This window comes from Streptomyces deserti, from assembly GCF_054782695.1.
Window position 1 is genome coordinate 327,072 of the sequence record NZ_BAAGRZ010000003.1, and the last position, 26,891, is coordinate 353,962.

Below are 26,891 nucleotides of genomic sequence, written 5' to 3' on the forward strand. Positions count from 1 at the left end.
CCGGCCACATGACGGATCGCCGCCGTGGACGAGCCGATCGTGTGTCCGCCGCAGGCGGCCACGAGCGTCCTGCGGACAAAGATCGCCGCCCGGTCCTGGGCGCAGCCGTCAGCCGGTGGGCTCCATGCGCGTTGTGAGCAGCCCTTTCTCGGCGATCGCGGCCAGGGACAGCGTCCGGTATCCCATGGAGTCGAACAGGACGGTGATCCGGTCGCCCTCCTCGCTCATGACCGTGCCGTCGCCCCACTCGCTGTGCCGCACCTGACTGCCCACCGGGTACGAGGCGGCCGCCGGATGCGCCGGCCGGGCGTCACCGGTGTCTCCCACTCCCTCGACGACCGTGCCGCCGGCCGAGGCCGGTGCGCACACGTCGCAGGTGCCGCACGGCGCGTCGTAGGGCTCACCGAAGTAGCCGAGCAGAAAGCGGCGCCGGCACCCCGTGGTCTCGGCGTACGCCAGCACCATCTCAAGCCGGGACCGTTCCAGCCTCCTTCGGGTCTCCGCCGCCTCCGTCGCCCGCGCGGTGGCGTCCTCCGCCGTCACGTCGGGAACGGAGCGCACCTCCCCGTCGGCGTCGATGCGTACGGCTTCCGCCTGCTCCAGGAGGTTGGCGGCGGCCGTCACGCGGCGGTGCGAGAGGTTCGTGCGCTCGCTGACGTCGTCCAACGCGACGGGGCCGTCGTGTTCCTCGATCTGCTCGGCGACCTCGCCGAGGGTCTCCTCGTCGGGCGCGCGGGCGGCGAAGAGACGCTGGAGCCCGCTGTCCTGCGGCCGGTAGTGGAGGACCGCGACCGCGGGCGCGCCGTCGCGGCCCGCACGGCCGATCTCCTGGTAGTAGGCGTCGAGGGAACCGGGCACGGAAGCGTGGAGCACGAACCGTACGTTTTCCTTGTCGATGCCCATGCCGAAGGCGGAGGTGGCGACCACCACGTCGGCCTCACCGGCCAGGAAGGCGTCGTGCACCCGGGAGCGCTCACCGGCGGCCAGCCCGGCGTGGTAGGCCACGGCGCGCAGGCCCAGCCCGGCGAGCTCGGCCGCGTAGTCCTCGGCGTCCCGGCGGGTGGCGGCGTAGACGATGCCGGGCTTGGGCTCCGCGGCGGCCCGCTCCACCACCGCCCGGCGCTTGTCCGCGTCGCGCGTGAAACGGCGCACCTCCAGGGCGATGTTCGGCCGGTCGAAACCGGCCACCACCAGCGTGGGGTCCGCCATGCCCAGCCGCTGCACGATCTCCTCCCGCACCGGGGGAGCGGCCGTGGCCGTCAGGGCGAGGACCGTCGGTCTGCCCACCCGCTGCACCACCTGGGCCAGGCGCAGGTAGTCGGGACGGAAGTCGTGCCCCCAGGCGGCCACGCACTGTGCTTCGTCCACCACGAACAACGACGGCGCGGCCCGGGCGAGGCGCCCGACCACCTCGTCCTTCGTCAGCTGCTCGGGGGAGAGGAACAGATACTCGGCGTCGCCGTGCTGCACCGCCGCCCAGGCGGCCTCCGTTTCCCCGGCCGGCTGCGCCGAGTTGACCGCGACGGCGTCCGGGGCGCTGTGGCTGAGCAGGCCGGCGATCTGGTCCCGTTGCAGGGCGATCAGCGGGGAGACGACGACGGTGGGACCGGGCAGCGACAGCCCGGCCACCTGGTACACCGCAGACTTCCCCGCGCCGGTCGGCATGACCACCAGGGTGTCGCGGCCCGCCATGACCGCTTCCATCGCGGTCAGCTGGCCCGGCCGCAGCTCCCGCCAGCCGAACACGTCGGCGGCGGTCCGCGCCAGGCGGTCCGCGACGCCGAGGTCACTCTCCCGCGACATGGCGCCTCTCTTCTGCCGTCGGCTCGTCCGCCTCTTCGGCTCTTTTGCCTCTTCGCTCTTCTGCCTCGGGCTCTGCTGCCTTCGGCGGCCTTCGGCACGCCGGTCAGGCGCCGCCGCCGGCCGCCTCGTCTCCCGGTGCTCGCGCCCCTCCCGTGCGGGGCGAAGCCTGCTGCAAGCGGTCGATCATCCGCGACGCCTCCGCCTTCGTCAGGTGCTGCGGGACCTCCTCGCCCGCTTCACGGGCCAGGGTGTGCAGGTAACTCAGCTGCGGGCCGGTGGCCGGTTCGTCCCCGGTCGCCCAGTCCGCCACGTCCTTGGCCGGATTCGTTTCACTCATGGGGTCCGACTACCCCCGTTTCCCCGGTCGTCTCCGCGCGGAGACCTCCGGTGTCGGGGACGCCGGGCTCGATGCCGCGCAGGCGCGACGGGGAACCGGTACCGCCTGGGCGCAACGGCGTGCCGACCGCTCCATGAGGGCGTAACGTCCATATGGGCGAGGCCGGGTACGTGCGGCGGGCGGGCGTATTCGGGAGCCCGAGGGGAGCGGAGGGCCGCCCGCGGCCCTCCGGATACGCCCCGGCGATGCTGGAGGTGCCTCGTGACCAGCACGGGTGACCCGGCCACGGATGCCGACGAACTGGACGGCGCGTTCGCGGAGACCGTCCGCCGCACCGGCGCGTCCATCGGCGCTCTGTACCTGCTCACACCGGACGAGCAACTGTTGCGTCTGGACGTGTTGTGCGGGGCGCCGGCCGAGCTCGCCGCACCGTGGGCGAGGGTCCCGATCACCGCTCCCGCCCCCGTGGCCGTCGCGGTCCGCGAGGACCGCATGGTGTGGGTCGGCAGTCAGGAGGAGATGGCCCGCTCCTATCCGCGCACCGCGATGGCGCTGCCCTACCCGTTGGCGCTGGTTGCCGCGCCGGTCACCGGCGCCCGCCGGTGGGGGGCCCTGATGCTGATGTGGCCGGCCACCCGTCCGCCGTACATGACCCAGCGGGAGAAGGGCCACATCGCGTCCAGTTGCCGGCGTCTGGCCCGGCTGCTCGAGGAAGCCGTCGAGCAGCGCCGGTCCCCGGCACACGGCGATCGGCCTCGCGTCCTGCCCGCCGAAACCGGCCGCCGACCCACGGGCCCGGCGATGGCCGCCGCCGACTTCGCCGAGCGCCTGCCCGGCGGCAGCTGCGCCCTGGACCTGGAGGGACGCATCACCTATGTCAGCGCCGGTGCCTGCGACCTGCTGGGCCGCGACGCCGGTCAGCTGCTGGGCACCCTGCCGTGGCAGTCCCTGCGCTGGCTCGACGACCCCACCTACGAGGACCGTTACCGTGCCGCGGTGATCAGCCGCGAGCCCGTCGCCTTCACCGCGTGCCGCCCGCCGGACCAGTGGCTGGACTTCCACCTCTACCCGGACGCCAGCGGCATCAGCGTCCGTATCGTGCGCACCGGTGCACAGCCCCCGCCCGTACCGGCGCCCCACCGGTCCCCGCGCGCCGCCACACCGGCCCGGGCCGGTCAGCTGTACCAGCTCACGCACCTGGCCGCCGCGCTGACCGAGGTCGTCGGCGTGCAGGACGTCATCGACCTGATCGCCGACCAGATCATGCCCGCCTTCGGCGCCCAGGGACTGGTCCTGTCCACCGCCGACGCCGGGCGGCTCAGGATCACCGGCCACCGCGGCTACGCCCCCGACACCATCGAGCGTCTCGACGGCCTGCCCCTCGACACCACCTTCACCCCGGCCGGGCGCGCCCTCTCCAGCGGCATCCCCGCGTTCTTCTCCGACCCGGAGGAGATGCGGCGCACCTACCCCGAGGCCCCGCTGGTCAGCGGCAAACAGGCCTGGGCCTTCCTGCCCCTGATCGTCTCCGGCCGGCCCGTGGGCTGCTGCGTCCTGTCCTACGACACCCCCCGGACGTTCCCGGCCGAGGAACGTGCCGTCATGACGTCACTCGCCGGGCTCATCGCCCAGGCCCTCGACCGCGCCCGCCTGTACGACACCAAACACCAGCTCGCCCATGGCCTCCAGCAGGCACTGCTGCCCCGCACCCTGCCCACGGTCACCGGCCTGCGGGTCGCCGCCCGCTATCTGCCCGCCACCCGGGGCATGGACATCGGCGGAGACTTCTACGACCTGATCCGGCTCGGCGACACCGCCGCCGCGGCCGTCATCGGCGACGTGCAGGGCCACAACGTCGCCGCCGCAGCCCTGATGGGGCAGGTCCGTACGGCCGTGCACGCCCACGCCACCCTCGGCACGGCCCCCGACCAGGTCCTTTCCAGAACCAACCGGCTCCTCATCGACCTCGGCCCCGACCTGTTCACCAGCTGCCTGTACGCCCACCTCGACTTCGCCCGCGGACGCGTGACCCTGGCCAGCGCCGGCCACCCGCCGCCCCTCCTGCGTCTCCCCGACCGCGACACCCGGCCCGTCGTCGTCCCGCCCGGACCGCTTCTGGGAATCGACCCCGACGCCGTCTACCCCCTGACCGAGATCCCGCTCACCCCCGGCCTGATGCTCGCCTTCTACACCGACGGCCTCATCGAGACACCAGGGGTCGACCTCGACGACTCCATCACCCGGCTCGCCCACCATCTCGCCCACGCCGACGACCGGGACCTGGACCGGCTCATCGACGACCTGCTCGGCAAGCTGGCCACCACCGGGCAGCGCGCGGACGACATCGCACTCCTCCTGCTGCACCGAGCAGGCTCAGGAAACAGCCCTTGACCTGCACAGCCGCGGAGTACTCGACGGAGTACTCGATGAGGTCGGCGGGCGCGCCGGGCCTCCGCTCGGAATGGTCCACAGCCGCCAGGCCGATCGTCGGGCGCTGCACCGTCGCGGTGCGGATCGCGCGCCGTGGCGGCGAATCGCCCACCCTGTGTCACGCCGAGCGCCTGCGCGGGCATCCGGCAGGACCGGCGCCATCGGCTCGTCGTCGTCTCCATCACCGCCATGGTCGTCTTCGCCAAACGCGTCGCCCACCTCGCCGAGGTCACCGCCGGCCCACCGCCGTCTCCCTCGCTGCGGGAACGCTGACCCTGGCCGCGGCCCATCTTGTCCTCGCCCGCCTGATGAAGATCAGCGAACTTCGGCGCCCAGCGTCCCGCTGAGGACCAAAACGCCCCACATCCCATGCCTGGCCATCGCCCTCACGCGCGGCACCGAGTGATCTCCCAACGAGGAGACCGACGACCGTGGCGCCGACGACCACGCGAGCCTGCACGACCGCAGTGGTGAAAGTCACCGAGGCCGGCGCGGGCCGGTGCGTAGGCTGGTTGCCGTCGCCGTGGCACCAACTGCCGGGGGAGCGGGCGAGCCCCCGGACGCGGCCTGGCGAGCAAGGTAAGGAAACAGCCCTTGACCTGTACACACGCAGGCAGGGAGCTTAGATCCGGGAGCCTCCATGCTGCGCACCATGTTCAAGTCCAAGATCCACCGCGCCACCGTCACCCAGGCCGACCTGCACTACGTGGGATCGGTGACCATCGACGCCGACCTGCTCGACGCCGCCGACCTGCTGCCCGGCGAACTCGTGCACATCGTGGACATCACCAACGGCGCCCGGCTGGAGACGTACGTCATCGAGGGCGAGCGCGGCTCGGGCGTGATCGGGATCAACGGGGCTGCCGCCCATCTCGTCCACCCCGGCGACCTGGTGATCATCATCAGCTACGCTCAGGTGACCGACGCCGAGGCGCGGGCCCTGGAGCCGCGGGTCGTGCACGTGGACCACGCCAACCGCATCGTGGCTCTGGGCGCCGACCCGTCCGAGCCGGTGCCGGGTTCGGACCAGCGGCGCAGCCCGCAGGCCGTCACGGCCTGACCGACGTACCACGGACGGACCGACCAGGAGCGTGCCCATGAGCGACATCGAGATCCGCGACGACCGGGCGGCGGGCCGTCTGGAGGCGGTGGCAGACGGGGAAGTGACCGGCCGCATCGAGTACTTCGTCCTCGAATCCCCCGAGCGCGCTCTCGTCCCCGTGCACACCGTCGTCGAACCGGCCCACGAGGGGAAGGGCATCGCGGGCTCCCTGGCGCGCGAGCTGTACGCCCTCGCCGGCCGTGAGCACAGCGCGGTCGCCCCGCTGTGCCCGTACGTCGCGAAGTGGGCCGAACGGCACCCGGAGCAGGCCCCGGCGGCTGCTCCGGAGCTGCTGGGAGCGGCGAAGGAGTGGCTCGCGGCGCATCCGGGGCGGTTCTGACGCAGCAGGCTCTCGGCCCCGGGCCGGGGGCCGACAGCGGGGCGTCGGCAGCGCGTGTCCGGTAGGTCCACCTGGGTCCCTCGCCGTCCTGCGGGCGAGTGACTGGAGAGGCGGTGGCCGGGTAGGCGGGGGAGTAGTCCAGAGCCGGAGTCGACCGACTGGCTGGAGGACATCCGTCATGACGAATCCGTATCCCGACCCCGTGCCGCCGGGGCCGACGCCGGGCCCGGACCCCAAGGACCCGCAGCCGTACCCCGATCCGGTCTCGCCCCCGGAGCCGCCCCCCGCTCCGCAGCCGACGCCCCCGGCGCCGCCGAGCCCGGAGCCGCCTCCGGGCCCGCGTCCCGTCCCGGGACCCGACCCGTCCCCGATCCCCCCGGGACCGGAGCCGGTACCGAACCCCGAGCCGGGGCCTCCGCTGTCCTGAGCGCCGACGCGCCTCGGCACATCTCCGTGACGACGGGCGGCGACCCTGCACCACAGCCCCGTGCACCACAGCACCCGCACGACAAACCCTGCGCCACAAGGGGGCGGTGGGCGACCACACCGGTCGCCCACCGCCCCCTGTCGCGTCTCCCGGCGGCGGCAGCCGTTACGCGGACACCTCGGACCGGTCCCCGCCCCACAGCGTGTGGAACGAACCGTCCCGGTCCGTCCGCCGGTACGTGTGCGCCCCGAAGAAGTCCCGCTGGCCCTGGGTGAGCGCGGCGGGCAGCCGCTCGGCGCGCAGGGCGTCGTAGTAGGCGAGGGCCGCGGCGAAACCGGGGGTCGGCACGCCCTGGCGGGTCGCGGCGATCAGAACCTCGCGCCAGTCGTCCTGGGCGGCCGCGATCTCCTGCGCGAACGTCTCGTCGGACAGCAGGCTCGGCAGGTCCGGCCGGGCGTCGTACGCGGCGCGGATGCGGTCCAGGAAGGCCGCGCGGATGATGCAGCCGCCACGCCAGATCGCGGAGACGGCACCGAGGTCGATGTCCCAGCCGTACTCCTCGCTGCCCGCCGCGATCTCGTGGAAGCCCTGCGTGTACGACACGATCTTCGACGCGTACAGCGCCTGCTCCACCCGGTCGGCGAACGCGGCCGCCTCGGGCTCGGCCAAGGGCAGGGCCTTGGGCCCGGCCAGCCCCCGCGAGGCCTCCCGCAGCGCCGCGTGACCGGACAGCGAGCGCGCGAAGACCGCCTCCGCGATGCCGGACACCGGCACGCCCAGGTCCAGCGCGATCTGAACCGTCCAGCGGCCGGTGCCCTTCTGCTCCGCCTGGTCGACCACCACGTCCACGAACGGCTTGCCCGTCGCCGCGTCCACGTGCGACAGCACCTCGGCCGTGATCTCGATCAGGTACGAGTCGAGGCGGCCGGTGTTCCAGGTGCGGAAGATCTCGGCGATCTCCGCGGGGGTGTACCCGGCGACGTCGCGCAACAGCTGGTACGCCTCACCGATCAGCTGCATGTCGGCGTACTCGATACCGTTGTGCACCATCTTCACGAAGTGCCCGGCGCCGTCGGGACCGACATGGGTCACACAGGGCGCACCGTCGACCGCCTTCGCGGAGATCTTCTCCAGCATCGGGCCCAGCGACTCGTACGACTCCTTCGAGCCACCCGGCATGATGCTCGGCCCGTGCAGCGCGCCCTCCTCGCCGCCGGAGATGCCGGTGCCGACGAAGTGGATGCCCTGCTCGCGCAGCTCGCGCTCCCGGCGCCGGGTGTCCGCGAAGTGCGCGTTGCCACCGTCGATGATCATGTCACCGGGCTCCAGCAGCGGGGCGAACTCCTGGATCACCGCATCGGTCGGCTCACCGGCCTTCACCATGATCACCAGGCGCCGCGGCCGCTCCAGCGCCGCCACGAACTCCTTGGCGGTCTCGGCCGCGACGAAGTCGCCCTCGTGCCCGAACTCCTCCACCAGGGCGTGCGTACGCGACGCCGTCCGGTTGTGCACCGCGACCGTGTAGCCGTTGCGCGCGAAGTTGCGGGCGAGGTTGCGGCCCATGACCGCGAGACCCGTGACGCCGATCTGTGCTGAACTGCTCATGGGGTTGGCTCCTAAGTGCCCTCGGTATCGGTGCTGCCGGTGGTGCCCGCCAGTAGGGGCGCATCGCCCATCCTGACGTGCCGCCCCTGCCTGCGCACGCGCGGGTCGGGCGACACCGCGCAGGCAGATACGCACGCAGGCCCCGGCCGCACTCAGCCGACGTGTCCTGTCCGGCCGGTGAGGTTGCCCACGCCCGCCCGCGCACGCGGTGTCCGGCCGTCGCACGCGACGCGCAACGAGCGCCGCGCCACGGCCACTTGGCGCGACCGTACGGCTGATTGCCGTCTTGTCCTGGCCGGTTCGCAGCGCTTACTTTGGCCCCTCCTGACGCATGCCGAGGGGGGCTTCATGGCCGTACGAGGCCGGCATCGCCGGTACCAGCCGAACAGGATCAACCGCGCCTCGCTCACGGTCACGGCGGGCGGTGCGGGAATGGCCCTCCCGTTCATCGGCACCGGCGCCGCGCACGCGGCCGACGTGGACACCTGGGACAAGGTCGCCGCCTGTGAGTCGAGCAACAACTGGAGCATCAACACCGGCAACGGGTTCTACGGCGGACTGCAGTTCACCCAGTCCACCTGGGAGGCGTACGGCGGCACGGGGTACGCGCCGCGCGCGGATCTGGCCACCAAGGACGAACAGATCGCCGTCGCGGAGAAGGTGCTCGACGGGCAGGGGCCCGGCGCCTGGCCGGTGTGCTCGGTACGGGCCGGGCTGACGCGGGACGGCGCCACGCCCGACATCCAGCCCGCGAGCACGGAGAGGAAGACCGGCGGCAAGGCGGCCAGGACCGGCCGGACCTCCGCCCCGGACGTGCAGCCGCAGACCACACCGCAGTCCCGGGCGGGCAGCACCGAGATGTACACGGTGGTCCGGGGCGACACCCTGTCCGGCATCGCGGACGACCAGCGGGTCCGCGGCGGATGGCGGGGTCTGTACGTCGCGAACCGCACGACCATCGGGTCCGACCCCGACCTGATCCTGCCCGGCCAGCGGCTGAAGCTGGGCGGCGAGGAGACGACGGCGACGCGCCCGGCGCCCCAGCCGCCGGCCACCAAGCCCAAGCCGTCGTCGAAGTCGAAGAAGACCGCTCCGGAGCGCGAGAAGAAGACGTCTCCGGAGCGGGAGAAGAAGACGTCTCCGGAGCGGGAGAGGAAGACCTCCCCGAACCGTGAGAAGGACCGCGCCGACCGGTACACGACGCCCCGGCACTCCCTCGTCTCTCCCGTCAGCGGCCCCCTGGGCACGCCCTATCACAAGGCGGGCTCCGCCTGGTCGAAGGGCTACCACACCGGCGTCGACTTCCCCGTGCCCACCGGCACGTCGGTGAAGTCGGTCGCGGCGGGCAGCGTGGTCAGCGCCGGCTGGGAGGGCTCGTTCGGTTACCAGGTGGTGATCCGGCACCAGGACGGCCGCTACAGCCAGTACGCCCATCTGTCGGCGATCTCCGTGAAGACCGGGCAGACGGTCGGCGCCGGGCAACGCATCGGCCGCTCCGGCTCCACCGGCAACAGCTCGGGCCCGCATCTGCACTTCGAGGTGCGGACGGGGCCCGGCTTCGGCACGGACATCGACCCGGTGGCATACCTGCGGGCCGGCGGCGTCAGGATTTGATGCGCACGCGGCGCCGGTCCAGGACGGGCATCGGCACGAACGGGCCGCCGTAGAAGGGGGCGTAGGAGAACGGGGGTTCGTCCGGAACCGGCGGCCCCCCGTCCTCGTACGGGCTCTGCGCGACCGGCAGCACCGCGGCCGCCGGTACGAGGACGTCCTCGTGCAGCTCGGCGAGCGCATCCTCGGCGAGCACCTCCTCGGCCGGCAACTCCGCCGCCGGCACGGACTCGACGGCCGCAGCGGACCGTGGCGCCGGCACGGACTCCGGCAGCAGGGTGCGCGTCGCCGCCACGGTGGCGACGCCGAGGGTGTCCGGCAGGGCGCGCGCCCCCGTCGGGGCGGCGCCGACCGTATCCGGCCGGGTGCGCGCCGCCACGGGAGCGGTGACCTCGATCTCCGGCAGGGCGTCCGAGCCGTCGGGGGTGGGACCCGCCACGGCCGTCCGGGCAGCCGCCGCCCGGGTCGGCACACCCTCCGGCTGCTCCTGCGCCAGCCGCTCCGTCGTCAGCAGGATCAGTCCGCCGGCCGCCACCACACCGCAGCTCAGGGCGAGCGCGGTGCCCGTGGTGCCGTAGCGGAAGGTCTCCCCGAACATCGTGATGCCGACCACCGCCGCCACCACCGGGTTCACGACCGTCAGCGTGGCCAGCGGAGCCGCGAGGCCGGCGCCCTGGTAGGAGGCCTGCGACAGCAGCACGCCCGCGATGGCGAACACGCCGATCGCGGCCAGGGACGGCAGGTCCGCCGCCGACATCCCGCCGATCCAGTCGACCGTCACCGTCTTGGTGAACACCGAGGACATGCCGAAGGCGATGCCGGACGCCGTCGCCAGCAGGATGCTGCGCACCGCCGGGTGCCGGTGCGCGGCCCGGCCCGCGATCATCAACGTCACGACCACACCGGCCGTGACCAGGCCGACCACCACCCGCTGGGCGGTGTCCAGCGACTGCGTCTCGGTCGTGCCGACCAGGGACAGCAGCCCCGCGAGGCCCACCGTCGCCATGATCGCGCCTCGCCAGGCCGTGTTGCCCGCCTTGCGGCCGACGAACAGGGCCGCCATGGGCAGGGCGAACACGATGGTCAGCGCGCCCAGCGGCTGGACCACGCTCAGCGGACCGTAGGCGAGCGCCACCACGTGCAGCAGTCCGCCGAGGCCGTTGAGCGCGAGCGCGACCCACCAGGCCGGCCGGCGCAGCGGGGCGTACTGCCCGCCGGGGGAGGACACCGCGACCCGCTCCTGCACGATCGCCCCGCCCGCGTAGGCGACCGCGGAGACGAGCGACAGCAGCACGGAAAACGCGAGGGCGCTCATCGGCTGCTCCTCTGCGGGAGGCGGGGGCGCTGGACCCGGCGCGGCGAACGGTCGGCTTTCATAACCAACACGATCCCGTGCCGAGCGCTTCCCGTCGTCGTCCCTGAGCACGCAATAGGTCCTACTGCCGATGGAGTACGACGGCAGCCCCGTCATCCCCTGGGTGGGCACACCCGGCGCAGACCCCCGGGTCGCATCCCCTAGGGGGCTTGGTACTACTGCTGTTCGTGGACCTCGACCCCGATCTCGCCGCCCTTCGCCCGCTCGGCGGCTTCTTCGTCCTGCGCACGGCCGTCCGTACGGCGGGAGGACCGCACGGCCGCGGCCACCTCCCCACGCTCACCCGGGTGTACGGCGCGGCGGCACCGGATGTTCACGGGGATCCCCTGACGTTCCGAGTCGAGAAGGTCGCGGCCGCCCTGCGCGCTCCCGAGGCGCGCGTCGCGGCGTCCGTGGCCCACCAGGGGCTCGCGGCCCGGCTGTGGTCGGTGGGGCTGGGCTGCGCCGTCCTCTACGGCCGCCTGCCCGACCTCGACCCGCGGCTGCTGCGCTGGGACCCGGACGGCAGCGCCCCCGACGACCTGTGGCTGTCCGAGGTCCGTCCGCTGCCCGGAGACGCGGACACCCTGATGGCCACCGTCCTGCACGGCCACCTGGAACCCCTTGCCGCCGCCCTGCGCGCCCGCCACCGCCTCGCGCCCGGCCTGCTGCGGGGCAACGCGGCCTCCGCGCTGGCGGGCGCGGCCCGGGAGCTGGACCGCTGGGCGCGGCGCAACGGCCGTACGGACGTCGCCGCCCGGGCCCGCTCGCTGACCGCGGAACTCCTCGGCCATCCCTTGCTGGACGGGACGGGAACCCTGACCGGCACCGCCTTCCGGCGCCGCAGCTGCTGCCTCTACTACCGCGTGCCCGGCGGCGGTGTCTGCGGTGACTGTTGCTTCCCACGACCCCCGCGCTCTTCCCCAAGAGCCACATCTGGGTGACCATGAAGGGAACCAGCCACTTCAGTCAGGGGGTTCCGGGTGCGAGTGGGACTGCTGACCCGGGAGTTCCCCCCGGACGTTTACGGCGGCGCGGGTGTCCATGTCGAGTTCCTCGCCCGCGAGCTGAGGCCGCTCGTGGACCTGGACGTGCACTGCTGGGGTGAGGGCCGCACCGACGGGGTGCTGCGCCACCGGCCCTGGTCCGCGCTCGACGGCTCCAACGACGCGCTGCGCACCTTCTCCGTGGACCTCGCCATGGCCGCCGCCCTGGAGGGCCGCGAACTGGTCCACTCCCACACGTGGTACGCCAACCTCGGCGGCCACCTCGCCAAGCTGCTGTACGGCATCCCGCATGTGATGACCGCCCACTCCCTGGAGCCCCTGCGCCCCTGGAAGGCCGAGCAGCTCGGCGGCGGCTACGCCCTGTCCGGCTGGGCGGAGCGCACCGCGATCGAGGCCGCCGACGGGGTGATCGCGGTCTCCGGCGCCATGCGCGAGGACATCCTCGCCTGCTACCCGGCGCTGGACCCGGAGCGTGTCCACGTCATCCACAACGGCATCGACACCACCCTCTACCGGCCCGACCACGGCACCGACGCCCTGGACCGGATCGGCCTCGACCGCTCCCGCCCGTACGTGCTGTTCGTCGGCCGCATCACCCGTCAGAAGGGCGTGCCGCACCTGCTGCGTGCCGTGCGGGACATCGACCCGGCCGCGCAGGTCGTGCTGTGCGCGGGCGCCCCGGACACGCCCGAGATCGACCAGGAGTTCCGCGAGCTCTACCAGGAGCTGAGCCGTGTCCGCGAGGGGGTGCACTGGATCCCGCAGATGCTGCCGCGCCCGGAGGTGATCCAGCTGCTCACCCACGCCGCCGTGTTCGTCTGCCCGTCGGTGTACGAGCCGCTCGGCATCGTCAACCTGGAGGCGATGGCCTGCGGCACCCCCGTCGTGGCGTCGAAGGTCGGCGGCATCCCGGAGGTCGTGGACGACGGAAGGACAGGGGTGCTCGTGCCCGTGGACGACGACTTCGAGGCGGGCCTCGCGCGGGCCCTGGACGCCGTCCTCGGCGACCCGCAGGGCGCGCGGGAGATGGGTGAGGCCGGGCGGGAGCGGGCGGTCGGCGAGTTCGGCTGGGACGCGGTGGCCCGCCGCACGGTCCGGCTGTACGAGGAGATCCTCAAACAGGCTTAGTCCGCCCAGCTCACGGGCAGGCATGGGGAAATCGGCGTGAGGGGAGCGGCCATGCGGCGTGGTGGTCCTTCGGTCCTGGGAATCGTGCTGGCCGGCGGAGAGGGCAAACGTCTGATGCCCCTGACCGCGGACCGCGCCAAACCCGCGGTCACCTTCGGCGGCACGTACCGCCTCGTCGACTTCGTGTTGTCCAACCTCGTCAACGGCGACATCCTGCGCATCTGCGTCCTGACGCAGTACAAGTCGCACTCGCTGGACCGGCACATCACCACCACCTGGCGGATGTCCAGCCTGCTCGGCAACTACGTCACGCCGGTCCCCGCCCAGCAGCGCCTCGGCCCCCGCTGGTACCTGGGCAGCGCGGACGCGATCCTGCAGTCGCTGAACCTGATCTACGACGAACGGCCCGAGTACGTGGCGGTGTTCGGCGCCGACCACGTCTACCGCATGGACCCGCGACAGATGCTCGCCCAGCACATCGACAGCGGGGCGGGCGTGACGGTGGCCGGGATCCGGGTCCCGCGCACGGAGTCCTCGGCCTTCGGCGTGATCACCCCCGGCTCGGACGGCCAGACGGTGGAGCGCTTCCTGGAGAAGCCCGCGGACCCGCCGGGCCTGGCCGACGACCCCGAGTGCGTGTTCGCCTCCATGGGGAACTACATCTTCACCACCAAGGCCCTGATCGAGGCGCTCCAGCGGGACGCCGAGGACGAGCACTCCGTGCACGACATGGGCGGCTCGATCCTGCCCCAGCTCACCGACCGGGGCGAGGCCGCCCTGTACGACTTCAGCTCCAACCACGTGCCCGGCGAGACCACCCGCGACCAGGGCTACTGGCGGGACGTCGGCACCCTCGACGCCTACTACGACGCCCACATGGACCTCATCGCCGAGCGCCCCGCCTTCAACCTCTACAACCGCAGCTGGCCCATCTACACGCACTCCTACCAACTCTCGCCGGCCCGCTTCAACGCCGGAGGCATCGCCAGCGAGTCCATCATCAGCGCGGGCTGCCTCATCCGCGGGCAGGTCACGCGGTCCGTGCTGTCGCCCGGTGTCGTGGTCGACCCGGGAGCCGTGGTCCAGGGCTCGGTGCTGCACGACAACGTGCACATCGGCCGGGGCGCGGTGGTGCGCGGCGCCATCCTCGACAAGAACGTCGAGGTGCCGCCGGGCGCGGCGATCGGCGTCAACCCGGAGCGGGACGCGGAGCTGTACACGGTGTCCAAGGGCGGCGTGATCGCGCTGGGAAAGGGACAGCGGGTCCCGTGACCGACGCAGGTCTCGTGACCGTCGCGCGATCCCGCGTCTGACGATGTGACGCCTCCCGGGTGACTCGCACGGGAGGCCCGGCGACGCAACCTGTGCTGAAGTGACCTCATATGCACCATGAGTCCCGCCCCTTTCGCAGGGGCGGGACTTAATCTGCTATTAACTGTGCGTAGCCTGATCGTACTTGACCGTAATCGGCCTTGGGCGATTGACTGCTGGCCCACCCGTCGTCGACGCGAGGCAAGCCATTGACTTCTGACCTGCTCGCTCCACTCGACCTGGCGTTCTGGAACATCGAGTCCGCCGAACACCCCATGCACCTCGGCGCGCTCGGGGTCTTCTCGACCCACTCGCCCACCGCGGGTGCCCACGCGGCGGACCTTCTCGCGGCCCGCGCCGCCGCCGTACCCGGACTGCGCATGCGCATCCGGGACGTCTGGCAGCCGCTCGACGTCCAGCAGCCGCTGACGGCCCTCAAGCGGCCCCTCTCGGCCCTGCGGGAGCCGCTGGCCGCCGCCCTGCGGCAGCCGCTCGCCTTCGGCGGCGCGGCCCGCGAGCCCGACCCGGACTTCGATCCCCTCAACCACGTCCGGCTGCACGCCCCGACCGCCGACTTCCACGCGGTGGCGGGCCGGCTCATGGGCCGCCCGCTGGAGCGCGGCCGGCCGCCGTGGGAGGCCCACGTGCTGCCGGGGGAGGACGGCGTCTCCTTCGCCGTGCTGTTCAAGTTCCACCACGCGCTGGCCGACGGCCTGCGGGCGCTGACGCTGGCCGCCGCCGTCCTGGACCCGATGGACATGCCCGCGCCCCGGCCCCGCCCCGCCGAGCCGCCGCGCGGCCTGCTGCCGGACGTGCGCAGACTGCCCGGGTTGGTCCGCGGTGCCCTGTCCGACGTGGGCCGCGCCCTGGACATCGGCGCCTCCGTCGCCCGCTCCTCCCTGGACGTGCGCTCCACGCCGGCGCTCAGCTGCGAGCCCAGCGGCACCCGCCGTACCGCCGGCGTCGCCCTCGACCTCGACGACGTGCACCGCGTCCGCAAGAGCGAGGGCGGCACCGTCAACGACGTCCTGATCGCGGTCGTCGCGGGCGCCCTGCGCCGCTGGCTCGACGAGCGCGGCGAGAGCAGCGAGGGCGTCGCGCCCCGCGCCCTCATCCCCGTCTCCAAGCGCCGCCCGCGCACCGCGCACCCGCAGGGCAACCGGCTCTCCGGCTACTTGATACGGCTCCCCGTCGACGACCCGGACCCGCTGGGGCGCCTGAACACGGTCCGCACGGCCATGGACCGCAACAAGGACGCGGGCCCGGGCCGGGGCGCGGGCGCCGTCGCCCTGCTCGCCGACCACGTCCCGGCGCTCGGCCACCGGCTCGGCGGGCCCCTGGTCGGGCAGGCCGCCCGCCTCTGGTTCGACATCCTGGTCACCAGCGTGCCGCTGCCCAGCTTCGGCATGAAGCTCGGCGGGCACCCGCTCACCGCGGTGTTCCCGTTCGCCCCGCTGGCCCGCGGCCAGTCCCTGGCGGTGGCGGTCTCGACGTACCGCGGGCACGTCCACTACGGGCTCGTCGCCGACGGGAAGGCCGTACCGGACCTCGACCGGCTCGCCGCCGCGCTGTCCGAGGAGGTGGAGACGCTGATCACCGCCTGCGGACCGTGATCGTCGCCGTTTTGGCGGTGCGGCCCGGCGCTCCGTAGAATGCCCCGTTCGAAAGCGGGCGCGACAAGGAGCGCCGCGACAGCAGAGCAGGGAACGACAGCGGCGATGACGGTGACAGAGGACGGCCCGCAGGCCACGGACGAGGTGGTTGCGCCTTCGTACGGACCCGGCATCGACCCGGAGCGCCTGGCCGTCTGCCTCAGCGTGCTCGAGGAACTCGACAAGCTGGACGTCGACCACCCCGACGCGATCAAGGTGCGGCGGGCCACCTCGCACATCTACCGCACCGTCAAGCAGCGCCGCCGCCAGGAGCGCCGGGCCGCCAAGACCGCCCACGACCGGGCGGTCACGGAGGCCACCGCGACCGGCTCCGCCCAGCGCATCGACGACGAGACCGAGGGCGTCCTGCCCTCGTCCCGCGTCGAGCCCGGCACGATCGCGGGGGTACTCCAGCGCCCGCGCTCCTGCTACATCTGCAAGACCCGCTACGTCGAGGTCGACTACTTCTACCACCAGCTCTGCCAGAAGTGCGCCGCCGAGAACCGGGCCAGGCGCGACGCCCGGACCGACCTCACCGGCAAGCGGGCGCTGCTCACCGGCGGCCGCGCCAAGATCGGCATGTACATCGCGCTGCGGCTGCTGCGCGACGGCGCGCACACCACCATCACGACCCGCTTCCCGAACGACGCCATCCGCCGCTTCAAGGCCCAGCCGGACAGCGACGAGTGGATCGACCGCCTGAAGATCGTCGGCATCGACCTGCGCGACCCGGCCCAGGTCGTCGCCCTCGCCGACTCGGTGGCCGCCGCGGGCCCGCTCGACATCCTGATCAACAACGCGGCCCAGACCGTACGGCGCTCCCCGCAGGCCTACAGCGAGCTGCTGGCCGCCGAGTCCGCCCCGCTGCCCGCCGGTGAACTGCCCGCCGCCGAGGTGATCGGCACCTTCGGCTCGGGCGCGGTCGCCGCACTCCCCGTCGCCGGAGGCGGCGCGCTCACCGCGCAGGACGTCACCGACCTCGCCCTGGTCTCCGGCTCGGCCTCCCTGGAACGCATCGCCGCCGGTACGGCGATCGACGCGGGCGGGCTGGTCCCCGACCTGCACGACACCAACAGCTGGGTGCAGACGGTCGAGGAGGTCACGCCGGTCGAGCTGCTGGAGGTCCAGCTGTGCAACTCGACGGCGCCGTTCCTCCTGATCAGCCGCCTGCGCGCGGCGATGGCGGCCTCCCCGGCCCGCCGTACGTACATCGTGAACGTCTCCGCCATGGAGGGCGTCTTCGCCCGCGGCTACAAGGGCGCCGGTCACCCGCACACCAACATGGCCAAGGCCGCCCTGAACATGCTCACGCGCACCAGCGCCCAGGAGATGTTCGAGAAGGACCGCATCCTGATGACGGCCGTCGACACCGGCTGGATCACCGACGAACGCCCCCACCCCGACAAGGTCCGCCTCGCCGAGGCCGGCTTCCACGCCCCGCTCGACCTGGTGGACGGCGCGGCCCGCGTATACGACCCGATCGTGCGCGGCGAGGCGGGCGAGGACCTGTACGGCGTCTTCCTGAAGGACTACGCGCCGGGCAAGTGGTGAGGGCCCGGGGCCTGTCGGGTCCGTAGCAGGGACGGCGTCGCGGCGGAGCGGCAGCCCGGCGGCCATCCGGTGCTCGTCCGGCCCTCACGCGGTCCCATGACGGATCGTCAGTCGACAGCGCCGAGGTGCGAGTTGCGGGCGGCCAGGAGTTCCAGCACCGTGCGCCAGTCCTCCAGGACCCCGGCGTCGAACCCGGCCGTGCGGGCCTCCTCGTCCGCCTGGCGCAGGGTGAGCAGGTCGTCGTCGGCCGGGGTGTCGTGCCGGGGGAGCCGGCGGACGAGGCGGGAGACCCGTTCGCCGAGCAGGGCCCGTACCGCGTCGGCGGCGTGGTCGGCGCGTTCGGCCGGGTCGCCGGGCCACAACAGCCGCCCGACGGGTCGCACCAGGCCCGCCACCTGGAGCTCCTTGTCGGCGGGACGGCGGCGGCGCAGCAGCGCGGCCGTGCGCAGGGCGTGGTCGTACAGGTCGACCGGGATGCCGCGGTCCGTCAGGTCCCGCGTGCCCCGGCAGGCGTACAGCAGGTCCATCAGCTCCTCGACGCTGCGCAGCTCCATGCGTCAGTCCTCCCGCGAGACAGCCGTTGCGGTACGGCAGCAGATCATGGCGAGCTTGCGGCTCGGCCAACGGCACTTGAACTGCGCAACCACCTCATCGAGGTGCCGTGCCCCGGCGGTCCGAGCGAGCGTTCCTCAAATCGCCAATCGTGTGACAAGTGAGTACACAGTATGACAGGGGGTCTACGGGCTGACGCGCGATCGTTACCCCTTGTTTTCAGCCCCATCGAGCGGACCCGCGCTCATTTGGTTAATCTGGAGCGGACGGACAGCACACGGGGTCCAACCCACACCCACGGTCCGTCATGGGACACGCCGGTTCACCACGGCCTGATCTCACACGAGTTGCCGGCGCCACCGCGTCCGAACCGCCTTTGAAGCAGACCCGAGCGGACGCCAGGCACCAGCCGGACACTGGGCCGAACTGTCCCGAGGGTGACCGACACATAAGGAGTGCGCGGTGACACCGGAGAAGACGAATCGCGAACAGCGCCCCAAGGAACGCCCGGAGCGCGCGGGCCGCCGGCCCGGGGAACTGGGCAGCCTCGACGTGTGGGCCAGGTCGGCCCCGATCCGCCTGGCGGGCTACGAGGACGACCTCGCCGAGCCCCACATCCTGCCCAGCGTCGACTGACCCGCAGACCCCCTTCGCGATCGTCGGACGTACGGGCGTGCGAGACTCACGCCCATGCTGATCAGGGAAGCTGCGGCTGACGACTGGCCGCGCATCTGGCCCATCTGGCACCGCATCGTCGCCGCGGGCGAAACCTACACCTGGGACCCGGGCACCTCCGAGGAGGAGGCCCGGGTCCTGTGGATGAACCCGGCGAAACGTGTGTACGTCGTCGAGGACGACACCGGAGCGGTCGTCGCCTCCGCCTACCTCACCCCGAACTACGGCGGCCCCGCCGCCCGCACCGCCAACGCGGGCTTCATGGTCGACCCCGACCGGGGCGGCCGCGGCATCGGCCGCGCCCTGGCCGAACACGTCCTGCGCGAGGCCCGCGCCGCGGGATACCGGGGGATGGTGTTCAACGCCGTCGTCGAGACCAACCCGGCCGTGCGGCTGTGGCTCTCCCTCGGCTTCACGATCCTCGGCACCGTGCCGGAGGCGTACGAGCACCCCCGGCACGGGCGGGTGGGGCTGCACATCATGTACCGGGCGCTGTAGCCACGTTCAGGAGCCGGGCCGGAGGCGCGGCGCAGCGGCGGCCTGCGTCCGGACTACTCCAGGGGTGCCGTCCGCCGCCACGGGTTGCGCCGCTCCAACTGCGCCGCCAGTTCCAGCAGTTCCGCCTCCGTCCCCGGGCGCCCCACGAGTTGTACGGCGCAGGGCGCGCCGGAGGGGAGCGTGCCGCAGGGGACCGACATCGCGGGCCAGCCGGTCAGGTTCCACGGCGGTGTGAACGGCGAGTAGGCGGAGTTGGCCGCCACGTTGCGCAGCCAGCCCCGCTCGTGCCAGGGCGCCGCCTGGGGGGAGCGGCGGGCCAGCGCCGGTGTCAGCAGCACGTCGTACTCGGCGAAGAACGGCTCCAGCCGCCGGCGCAACTGCTCGCGGCTCCGGCCGGTGCGCACCCCGCGTACGAAGCGCCGGCCCACGGCAGCATGCGTCCGGGTGCGGCGCGTCAGCCGGCGCGGGTCGAGGCCCTCGGCGTCCACGGCCGTGCCCGCCGTCCAGTGGGCCAGCGCGGTCATGCCCAGCGACGCCGGGTACGGCGGGTCGGCGCGGCGCACCAGGTGACCCGCCTTCATCAGCGCCCCGGCCGCCGCACGGACGGCCGCCGCGTACGGTCTGCTGACGGTGACACCGGCCAGCGGGCTGCGCAGGGAGACGGCGATCCGGCGCGGCCCCGGCTCGGGGGTGCGCACGGGCTCGGGTCCGGCGAGGACCGAGAACACCAGGCGTGCGTCCTCGACCGTCGTGGCCAGCGGCCCGTTCTCGGACATGCCGAACCAGTCGCCGTCGCTGATGCCCGCCGGTATCACCCCGTGGCCCGGCTTGATGGTGACCAGGCCGCAGTTGGCGGCAGGGATGCGCAGGGAGCCCATGCCGTCGTTGCCCACGGCGATCGGCACCATCCCGGCGGCGACCGCGGCCGCGCTGCCGCCCGACGAACCTCCCGCCGTGCGGGTCAGGTCCCACGGGTTGCGGGCGGTGCCGAGGACGCCCTCCGTGGTGCCGAAGACGCACAGCTCCGGAACGTTCGTCAGGCCGACGACCACCGCGCCCGCCGCCCGCAGCCGGGCCACGGTGACGTGGTCCGCCTCGGCCGGTGTGTCCGGGGTCGCGGCCGTGCCGAGGCGGACGGACTCTCCGCGCACGGCGAGGTTGTCCTTGACCGCCACGGGCACCCCGGCCAGGGGCAGTTCGGCGAGATCGCTGCGGGCGGCCACCGCGTCGGCCTCGGCCAGCGCGGCCTCGGCCCGTACCGTGCGGAAGGCCCCGACCCGGCCGTCCAGTCGCTCGATCCGGGCGAGGTGCTCGGCGACCACCTCCCGCGGCGAGACCTGCTTCTCGCGCACGGCGACGGCTGTTTCGGCGGCGGGGCGGCCGACCCACTTGGTCACGGCAGACTCCTCGGGGTGCGATGCACGGGACGGGGCCCCGGCGAGTAGGTATACGGCGTACCGGCGAGTACGTAGGGAGAACTGTGCACCTCCCGGAGCCCGGCGTCGAGATCGCCCGCGGCGGTACGGGCGCGTCCCCGGTGCATCCCGGCCGGGCCCGGGGCCTCAGCGCAGGTGCCGCTCGAAGAACGCCGTCGTGGCCGCCATGGAGTCCCGCCAGCGCGGGCCGAAGGTGTGCCCCTCACCGTCGTACGTGCGCAGGTCGACGTCCTTGCCCGCGGCCTCGAACGCGGCGGCGGTCCGCCGCGACCAGGCCAGCGGGCACGTGTCGTCGGCGGTGCCGTGGTGGATCAGCAGGGGCTCGGTCACCCGGTCGACGTAGGTGAGTGGGGAGACCTCCCGCCAGAAGTCCGGGTTCTCCTCGGGGGTGCCGTGCTCGGCGTCGATCTCGGCGGCCACCGGGTCGCCCTCGCGGCGCTGGAAGTGGTCGACGTTCTCGTGCGGGCGCGCGCTGACCGGCGCGAACACCACTGCGGCGTCGACCAGACCGGGCGCCACGACCAGCGTGTTGTACACGACACCGCCCCCCATCGACCGGCCCAGCAGGCCGATCCGGTCACCGTCGATCTCCGGACGCCCGGAGGAGCGCAGGGCCAGCACGGCACCGATGACGTCCTCGGTGTAGCCGAGGCGCAGGTTCACGTCGTTGTCCGGGTCCTTGTCGGAGCCGGCGTGGTTGCGGTAGTCGGTGTGCAGGACGGCGTACCCCGCACGGGCCAGGAGATCCTGTTCCCGGGGCATGCCCTGACCGGACCGGTAGACGTCCGGGTCGATGTACCCGTGGGCCAGCACGAGGGCCGGGAACGGTCCCCTGCCCTGGGGGATGTTCATGATCCCCGAGATCGTCAGGCCATTGGCCTCGTACGTCACCGCGTATCGGGTGTAGGCGGACGTGCGGTCGAGTACCGCGCCGAGGCGCAGGCCGGAGCCGCTGTGCTCGCGCTGGATGAGGGCCGGGATCGACACGGGGTCGACTGGCGAAGGGGCGGGGGAAGGGGTCACGCCGGGGCTCCTGTCCTCGGCCCGGGCCGAGGGTGAGGACGGTGCCGGCGCGGCGTCGTTCGCGCCGCCGGTGCAGCCGATCGCGGCGATCAGCAGCAGTCCGGCGACGGCACAGGCGGTGCCCCGAAGGCGCATGCGATCCATTATCGTCCGGGGCCGGGCTGGGCCGGGCCGGGCCGGGGCCGGTGCAAGGGCCGGTGGTCGGCCGTCAGCCGGCGGTCAGCGCGTCGTCGGGGAGGCGCAGGTGCAGACGCAGGGCGTCGCGGCCCTGGTCCGTCACCCTGACGACGCGGGTGTTCTCCCCATTCCCCCCACGGGCGACCAGCCAGGACTGCGTGAGTGCGAGGTGCTCCGCGTCCACGCCGACGAACGCATCGTCGTGCCGGGCACGGATCACGTCGACCCGGCGCTGTGGAGTCCACTCATCTGCACCTTCCGCCACTGTCACGGTCTGGCTCCCGAGGCCGGGCACGGCTTCCGTTCCGAGACGGCGAGGAGTGCGGCGGGGCACGCTAGGTACCTCTCACGCCCCGACACACACGACCGGCCCGCCGCCCGGCCCCCGCTCATTCCCCGAGCTGCGCCCGCAGCCACTCCTCCACCTCTCCCACGTGCGCGGCCGCCGCCGCCCGGGCCGCCTCCGGGTCGCGGGCGGCCAGGGCGCGGTGGATCGCGGCGTGTTCGCGGCGGGTACGGGCGAAGGCGCCCTCCTCCTGGTAGCCACGCCAGACGCGGGCGCGGAACGTGCGGGAGGACAGGCCCTCCAGGATCGCGGCCATGGTGTCGTTCCCGGCGGCGACCGCGATCTCGCGGTGGAAGGCCAGGTCGTGGGCGAGGATCTCCTCGGGGTCGTCGGTGGCGTTCATCGCCGCCAGGTGTTTCTCGACCTCGGCCAGCTGGTCCGGGGTGATGCGGGCGGCGGCCAGCGCGGTCGCCGTCGACTCCAGGACGCGCCGCACCTCCAGCAGTTCGACCAGGCGCGGGCCCCGGGACAGGTCGGCCACGACCCCGAACGTCTCCAGCAGATCGCCGGCCTCCAGCTGCGTGACGTAGATGCCCGAGCCGTGCCGCGCCTCCAGCACGCCGAGCACCGTGAGCGCCCGGATCGCCTCCCGCATCGAACTGCGCGAGATGCCGAGCTGCACGGCCAGGTCCCGCTCGGTCGGCAGCCGCTGGCCCGGCTCCAGCCGGCCCTCGGCGATCATCGCCTTGATCCGCTCGATGGCGCGCTGCGTCACGGTGCCCTTCTGCGGGGCTGTCTCGTCCACGCCACTCCTCCAGTCACCAGGTGCGCCGCAGTCTAGCCAGTCAAGTGGTCCGACCACTATGAGCCAGAGGCGGGAAAATGTGCCTCCGAAGGGTGTTCTCTCCCGGGAGTGGTCTGATAAGTATGCGGGCATCTGCTCGAACCCAGCTCAATGAGGAGCCACCCGATGCCCGGCAGAACGTTGAGGAAGCGGAACAGGTCCCGGATCGTGGGCGTGGCGGCCGTGGCCGCCGGTGCCTCGCTGCTGCTCGCCGCGTGCGGCAGCACCAAGGACACCGGCGCCTCCAGCGCCGGCGGCGGTGGCACCGGCAAGGTCGGGGTGATCCTGCCCCTGCTGACCTCGCCGTTCTGGCAGTCGTACAACGACTACGTGCCGAAGATGGCGAAGGCCGAAGGCGTCGACGCGCTGAAGACGGTCAACTCCAACAGCGATCCCTCGCAGCAGATCACCGACATCAACAACCAGCTCAACCAGGGCGTGAAGGGCCTGGTCGTCGCCCCGCTGGACAGCGCCGCCATCGAGGCCGGCCTCGACCAGGCCGAACGCAAGGGTGTGCCGGTCGTCGCCGTGGACGTGGCCCCCGACAAGGGCAAGGTCGCGATGGTGGTCCGCGCGAACAACGTGGCGTACGGCGAGAAGGCGTGCCAGTACCTCGGCGAGCGCATCTCCTCCGGCAAGGTCGTGCAGATCATGGGCGACCTCGCCTCGGTCAACGGCCGCGACCGCTCCGAGGCGTTCCGCTCCTGCGTGACGAAGAACTTCCCGAAGCTGAAGGTCCTGGAGATCCCCGCCAAGTGGGAGTCCGACACCGCGGCCGCCAAGCTGGACACCCTCCTCAACGCCAACCCCGACATCAAGGGCATCTACCTGCAGGCGGGGGGCGTCTACCTCGCTCCGACGCTCCAGACCCTCAAGTCGAAGGGGATGTTGAAGAAGGCCGGTCAGCCCGGCCACATCACCATCGTCTCCAACGACGGCATTCCGCAGGAGTTCGACGCCATCCGCAGGGGCGAGATCGACGCGACCGTCTCGCAGCCCGCCGACGCCTACGCCAGGTACGGCATGTACTACATCAAGGCCGCGATGGAGGGGAAGACGTTCGAGCCCGGCCCCACCGACCACGACTCGACCATCGTGAAGCTGCCCAGCGGCATCCTCGAGGACCAGCTGCCCGCGCCGCTGGTGACGAAGGACAACGTCGACGACCCCAAGCTCTGGGGCAACACGGTCGGATGACGACGGCCATGAGCACACCACTCGTCGAAGCGCGGGGCATCGTCAAACGCTACGGCCCCACCACCGCCCTCGCCGACGGCCGGCTCGCCGTGCTGCCGGGCGAGTCCCACGCCCTGGTCGGCCGCAACGGTGCCGGCAAGTCCACCCTGGTGACCATCCTCACCGGCCTCCAGGCACCCGACGAGGGCACCGTCCGCTTCGACGGCGACCCCGCGCCGCCGCTCGCCGACCGGGACGCCTGGCGCCGCAAGGTGGCCTGCGTCTACCAGCACCCCACGGTGGTCCCGGAGTTGACGGTCGCCGAGAACCTGTTCATCAACCGGCAGCCGCTGCACCGCGGGTTCATCAGCTGGCGCAGGCTGAGGTCGCAGGCGGCCGACCTCCTCGCCACCTGGGACGTGCGCGTCGACCCCGAGGCACGCACCGCCGACCTCAAGGTCGAGGACCGGCAGATGGTGGAGATCGCCCGGGCGCTCAGCTTCGGCGCCCGCTTCATCGTCCTCGACGAACCCACCGCCCAGCTCGACAGCCGCGGGATCGAGCGGCTGTTCACGCGGATGCGCGCGCTGCAGGAGTCGGGCGTCACCTTCCTGTTCATCTCGCACCACCTCCAGGAGGTGTACGAGGTCTGCCAGACCGTCACGGTCCTCAGGGACGCCCGCTGGATCACCACGGCGCCGGTCGCCGAACTGCCCCGTCAGGCGCTGGTGGAGGCCATGGCCGGGGAGGCGATCGCCGAACGGGACCGGCACGGCGGGGCTGTTGACGCCGCCGCCCCGGTCGTCCTCGACGTGCGGGGCCTGACCTCCCAGGCGTACGAGGACATCGACCTGACCGTCCGTCGGGGTGAGGTCGTCGGGCTCGCCGGATCCAGTGCCAGCGGGAAGACCGAGCTCGCCGAATCCCTCGCCGGGCTGCACACACCGACGCGGGGCACGGCCCGACTCGACGGCGCCGGGCTCCCGTTCGGCGACGTGCGGGCCGCGCTCGAGGCCGGGGTCGCCTGTGTGCCCCGCGACCGGCACGACCAGGGCCTGGTCGCCGGCATGACCGTCGGCGACAACGCCACCTTGAGCGTCCTCGACCGGCTCGGACGCTTCGGCTTCGTCGCCACCGACCGCAGACGCGGCTTCGCCACCGAGCTGATCGAACGCCTCGACATCCACACCGAGGGCCCCGAGCAGCCCGTCTCCGACCTGTCCGGCGGCAACGCGCAGAAGGTCGTCATGGCCCGCGCCCTCGCCTCCGACCCCCACCTGCTCGTCCTCATCAACCCCACCGCGGGCGTGGACGTGAAGTCCAAGGAGTCCCTGCTGGCCCGCGTGGACCGGGCCCGCGAGGACGGCACCGCCGTGCTCGTCGTCTCCGACGAACTCGACGACCTCAGGCGCTGCGACCGCGTCCTCGTCCTCTTCCACGGCCGGGTCGTCGCCGAGCACGCGGCGGGCTGGCGCGACCACGAGCTGATCGCCTCCATCGAAGGAGTGGACCATGGCTGACACCAAGACGGCCCGGCCGCTCGCGCCCCTCCGGGCCCCCGACCAGCGCGCCGCCAAAGCCGTCATCCTGCGCCGCGCCCGCGAACTGGCCCTCCTGCCCGCCCTGTTGCTGCTCATGGTGCTCGGCACGGTGGTCAACGACTCGTTCCTCACCGAGCGCAACCTGATCTCCATCCTCGGCGCCTCCGCGGCCCTCGCGATGGTCGTGCTCGCCGAGTCGCTGGTGCTGATCACCGGCAGGTTCGACCTGTCCCTGGAGTCGGTCGTCGGCATCTCGCCCGCCGTCGGAGCGCTCCTCGTGCTGCCCGTCGCCCAGTCCGGCTGGGGCACCGAACTCCCCGCGGCACTGGCCCTGTCGGCCATCGTCGTGGCGGGCGCGGCCGTCGGCGCCTTCAACGGCGTCCTCGTCGTGAAGTTCCGGCTCAACGCGTTCATCGTGACGCTCGCGATGCTGATCGTGCTGCGCGGCCTGCTGGTCGGCGCGACCAAGGGCAAGACGCTGTTCGGCATGCCCGACAGCTTCTACTCCCTGGCGACCACCACCTTCCTGACCGTCCCGCTGTCCGTGTGGCTCGCGGCCGTCGCCTTCGCCGTCGCCGGACTGGTGCTGAAGTACCACCGCGTCGGGCGCGCGCTGTACGCCATCGGCGGCAACGCGGAGGCGGCCCGGGCGGCGGGCATCCGCGTCGAACGCGTCATGCTCGGCGTGTTCGTCGTCGCGGGCATGCTCGCCGCGGTGGGCGGGATCATGCAGACCGGATACGTCGGGGCGATCAGCGCCAACCAGGGCCAGAACATGATCTTCACCGTGTTCGCGGCGGCCGTCATCGGCGGCATCAGCCTCGACGGTGGCAAGGGCAGCATGTTCGGCGCCCTGACCGGCGTCCTGCTCCTGGGAGTCGTGCAGAACCTGCTCACCCTCGCCCAGGTGCCCTCCTTCTGGATCCAGGCCATCTATGGCGGGATCATCCTGGTCGCCCTCATGATCGCCCGTGTCACCACGGGCCGCGCCCAGGACTGACCCCGCCCCGTCCCCGCAACCGACC

At 72.7% G+C, this 26,891-nt stretch carries 23 protein-coding genes and 1 pseudogene; 16 read left to right on the top strand and 8 right to left on the bottom strand.

The features are described from left to right. Window positions 1-108 precede the first annotated feature (108 nt). Window positions 109-1,803 carry a RecQ family ATP-dependent DNA helicase gene (locus ACYVMZ_RS09755; protein WP_461077679.1) on the bottom strand — a complete coding sequence of 565 codons (1,695 nt, stop codon included), beginning with the start codon at window positions 1,801-1,803 and terminating at the stop codon, window positions 109-111. A 103-nt stretch (window positions 1,804-1,906) separates the two neighbouring features. Next, window positions 1,907-2,140: a DUF3072 domain-containing protein gene (locus ACYVMZ_RS09760; RefSeq protein WP_461077681.1), complete on the bottom strand. Its 234-nt coding sequence runs from the start codon at window positions 2,138-2,140 to the stop codon at window positions 1,907-1,909. A 261-nt stretch (window positions 2,141-2,401) separates the two neighbouring features. Between ACYVMZ_RS09760 and ACYVMZ_RS09765 the strand changes: the two genes are divergently transcribed. The 4 genes from ACYVMZ_RS09765 (at window position 2,402) to ACYVMZ_RS09780 (ending at window position 6,012) form a co-directional block, all read left to right on the top strand. Further along, window positions 2,402-4,531 carry a SpoIIE family protein phosphatase gene (locus tag ACYVMZ_RS09765; RefSeq protein ID WP_461077683.1) on the top strand — a complete coding sequence of 710 codons (2,130 nt, stop codon included), beginning with the start codon at window positions 2,402-2,404 and terminating at the stop codon, window positions 4,529-4,531. Between the two features lie 132 nt (window positions 4,532-4,663). Further along, a complete protein-coding gene (locus tag ACYVMZ_RS09770; RefSeq protein WP_461077860.1) occupies window positions 4,664-4,843 on the top strand; it encodes a hypothetical protein in 180 nt (59 codons plus the stop codon). Window positions 4,844-5,210: 367 nt separating this feature from the next. After that, the gene (gene panD, locus ACYVMZ_RS09775) at window positions 5,211-5,630 is read left to right on the top strand and encodes an aspartate 1-decarboxylase (protein WP_461077685.1); all 420 of its coding nucleotides are present in this window, start codon (window positions 5,211-5,213) and stop codon (window positions 5,628-5,630) included. A 37-nt stretch (window positions 5,631-5,667) separates the two neighbouring features. Then, a complete protein-coding gene (locus ACYVMZ_RS09780) occupies window positions 5,668-6,012 on the top strand; it encodes a GNAT family N-acetyltransferase (RefSeq protein WP_461077687.1) in 345 nt (114 codons plus the stop codon). A 592-nt stretch (window positions 6,013-6,604) separates the two neighbouring features. Here ACYVMZ_RS09780 and gndA read toward each other — a convergent pair. Beyond that, the gene (gndA, locus tag ACYVMZ_RS09785; protein WP_461077689.1) at window positions 6,605-8,044 is read right to left on the bottom strand and encodes an NADP-dependent phosphogluconate dehydrogenase; all 1,440 of its coding nucleotides are present in this window, start codon (window positions 8,042-8,044) and stop codon (window positions 6,605-6,607) included. A gap of 348 nt (window positions 8,045-8,392) precedes the next feature. On the opposite strand from gndA, the gene ACYVMZ_RS09790 reads away from it, so the two are divergent. Next, complete coding sequence (locus ACYVMZ_RS09790) at window positions 8,393-9,658, top strand: transglycosylase family protein (protein WP_461077691.1); 1,266 nt, start codon at window positions 8,393-8,395, stop codon at window positions 9,656-9,658. Here the strand turns inward: ACYVMZ_RS09790 and ACYVMZ_RS09795 are convergent. After that, window positions 9,648-10,970: a DMT family transporter gene (locus ACYVMZ_RS09795; RefSeq protein ID WP_461077693.1), complete on the bottom strand. Its 1,323-nt coding sequence runs from the start codon at window positions 10,968-10,970 to the stop codon at window positions 9,648-9,650. The two genes, ACYVMZ_RS09790 and ACYVMZ_RS09795, sit on opposite strands and share 11 nt — an antisense overlap. A 209-nt stretch (window positions 10,971-11,179) precedes the next feature. Here ACYVMZ_RS09795 and ACYVMZ_RS09800 point away from each other — a divergent pair, with 209 nt between their 5' ends. From ACYVMZ_RS09800 to ACYVMZ_RS09820, 5 genes are all read left to right on the top strand, one after another. Continuing rightward, complete coding sequence (locus ACYVMZ_RS09800) at window positions 11,180-11,953, top strand: (2Fe-2S)-binding protein (RefSeq protein WP_461077695.1); 774 nt, start codon at window positions 11,180-11,182, stop codon at window positions 11,951-11,953. A gap of 39 nt (window positions 11,954-11,992) precedes the next feature. Further along, window positions 11,993-13,144, top strand: coding sequence for a glycogen synthase (gene glgA / locus ACYVMZ_RS09805; RefSeq protein ID WP_461077697.1), 1,152 nt, complete (start codon window positions 11,993-11,995; stop codon window positions 13,142-13,144). A 51-nt stretch (window positions 13,145-13,195) separates the two neighbouring features. Then, entirely contained in the window at window positions 13,196-14,416 is a 1,221-nt protein-coding gene (glgC, locus tag ACYVMZ_RS09810) for a glucose-1-phosphate adenylyltransferase (RefSeq protein WP_461077699.1), read from the top strand. Between the two features lie 248 nt (window positions 14,417-14,664). Further along, a complete protein-coding gene (locus ACYVMZ_RS09815; RefSeq protein WP_461077701.1) occupies window positions 14,665-16,068 on the top strand; it encodes a wax ester/triacylglycerol synthase family O-acyltransferase in 1,404 nt (467 codons plus the stop codon). 105 nt (window positions 16,069-16,173) lie between these two features. Beyond that, a complete protein-coding gene (locus ACYVMZ_RS09820; RefSeq protein WP_461077703.1) occupies window positions 16,174-17,658 on the top strand; it encodes an SDR family NAD(P)-dependent oxidoreductase in 1,485 nt (494 codons plus the stop codon). A 107-nt stretch (window positions 17,659-17,765) separates the two neighbouring features. Here ACYVMZ_RS09820 and ACYVMZ_RS09825 read toward each other — a convergent pair whose 3' ends face one another. Further along, entirely contained in the window at window positions 17,766-18,212 is a 447-nt protein-coding gene (locus ACYVMZ_RS09825; protein ID WP_461077705.1) for a hypothetical protein, read from the bottom strand. A 460-nt stretch (window positions 18,213-18,672) separates the two neighbouring features. Between ACYVMZ_RS09825 and ACYVMZ_RS09830 the strand changes: the two genes are divergently transcribed. Both ACYVMZ_RS09830 and ACYVMZ_RS09835 read left to right on the top strand, forming a co-directional pair. Next, entirely contained in the window at window positions 18,673-18,846 is a 174-nt protein-coding gene (locus ACYVMZ_RS09830) for a hypothetical protein (RefSeq protein ID WP_184826938.1), read from the top strand. Window positions 18,847-18,900: 54 nt separating this feature from the next. Further along, window positions 18,901-19,383: a GNAT family N-acetyltransferase gene (locus tag ACYVMZ_RS09835; RefSeq protein WP_461077708.1), complete on the top strand. Its 483-nt coding sequence runs from the start codon at window positions 18,901-18,903 to the stop codon at window positions 19,381-19,383. A gap of 53 nt (window positions 19,384-19,436) precedes the next feature. Here the strand turns inward: ACYVMZ_RS09835 and ACYVMZ_RS09840 are convergent, their stop codons facing one another. Both ACYVMZ_RS09840 and ACYVMZ_RS09845 read right to left on the bottom strand, forming a co-directional pair. Next, the gene (locus ACYVMZ_RS09840; protein ID WP_461077710.1) at window positions 19,437-20,780 is read right to left on the bottom strand and encodes an amidase; all 1,344 of its coding nucleotides are present in this window, start codon (window positions 20,778-20,780) and stop codon (window positions 19,437-19,439) included. A 165-nt stretch (window positions 20,781-20,945) separates the two neighbouring features. Further along, a complete protein-coding gene (locus ACYVMZ_RS09845; protein ID WP_461077712.1) occupies window positions 20,946-21,977 on the bottom strand; it encodes an alpha/beta hydrolase family protein in 1,032 nt (343 codons plus the stop codon). A 202-nt stretch (window positions 21,978-22,179) separates the two neighbouring features. Between ACYVMZ_RS09845 and ACYVMZ_RS09850 the strand changes: the two are divergent. Continuing rightward, window positions 22,180-22,335, top strand: a pseudogene (locus tag ACYVMZ_RS09850) (flavin reductase family protein); the annotation flags it as partial. A gap of 73 nt (window positions 22,336-22,408) precedes the next feature. Here ACYVMZ_RS09850 and ACYVMZ_RS09855 read toward each other — a convergent pair. Further along, window positions 22,409-23,110, bottom strand: coding sequence for a FadR/GntR family transcriptional regulator (locus ACYVMZ_RS09855; protein WP_461077714.1), 702 nt, complete (start codon window positions 23,108-23,110; stop codon window positions 22,409-22,411). 165 nt (window positions 23,111-23,275) lie between these two features. Here ACYVMZ_RS09855 and ACYVMZ_RS09860 point away from each other — a divergent pair, with 165 nt between their 5' ends. Genes ACYVMZ_RS09860 through ACYVMZ_RS09870 form a run of 3 tightly spaced genes read left to right on the top strand, consistent with a single transcriptional unit; the run spans window position 23,276 to window position 26,866 of the window. Further along, window positions 23,276-24,346: a sugar ABC transporter substrate-binding protein gene (locus ACYVMZ_RS09860; RefSeq protein ID WP_461077716.1), complete on the top strand. Its 1,071-nt coding sequence runs from the start codon at window positions 23,276-23,278 to the stop codon at window positions 24,344-24,346. 8 nt (window positions 24,347-24,354) lie between these two features. Then, window positions 24,355-25,845: a sugar ABC transporter ATP-binding protein gene (locus ACYVMZ_RS09865; protein ID WP_461077718.1), complete on the top strand. Its 1,491-nt coding sequence runs from the start codon at window positions 24,355-24,357 to the stop codon at window positions 25,843-25,845. Then, entirely contained in the window at window positions 25,838-26,866 is a 1,029-nt protein-coding gene (locus ACYVMZ_RS09870) for an ABC transporter permease (RefSeq protein ID WP_461077720.1), read from the top strand. Before ACYVMZ_RS09865 ends, ACYVMZ_RS09870 begins: the two co-directional genes overlap by 8 nt. Window positions 26,867-26,891 lie beyond the last annotated feature (25 nt).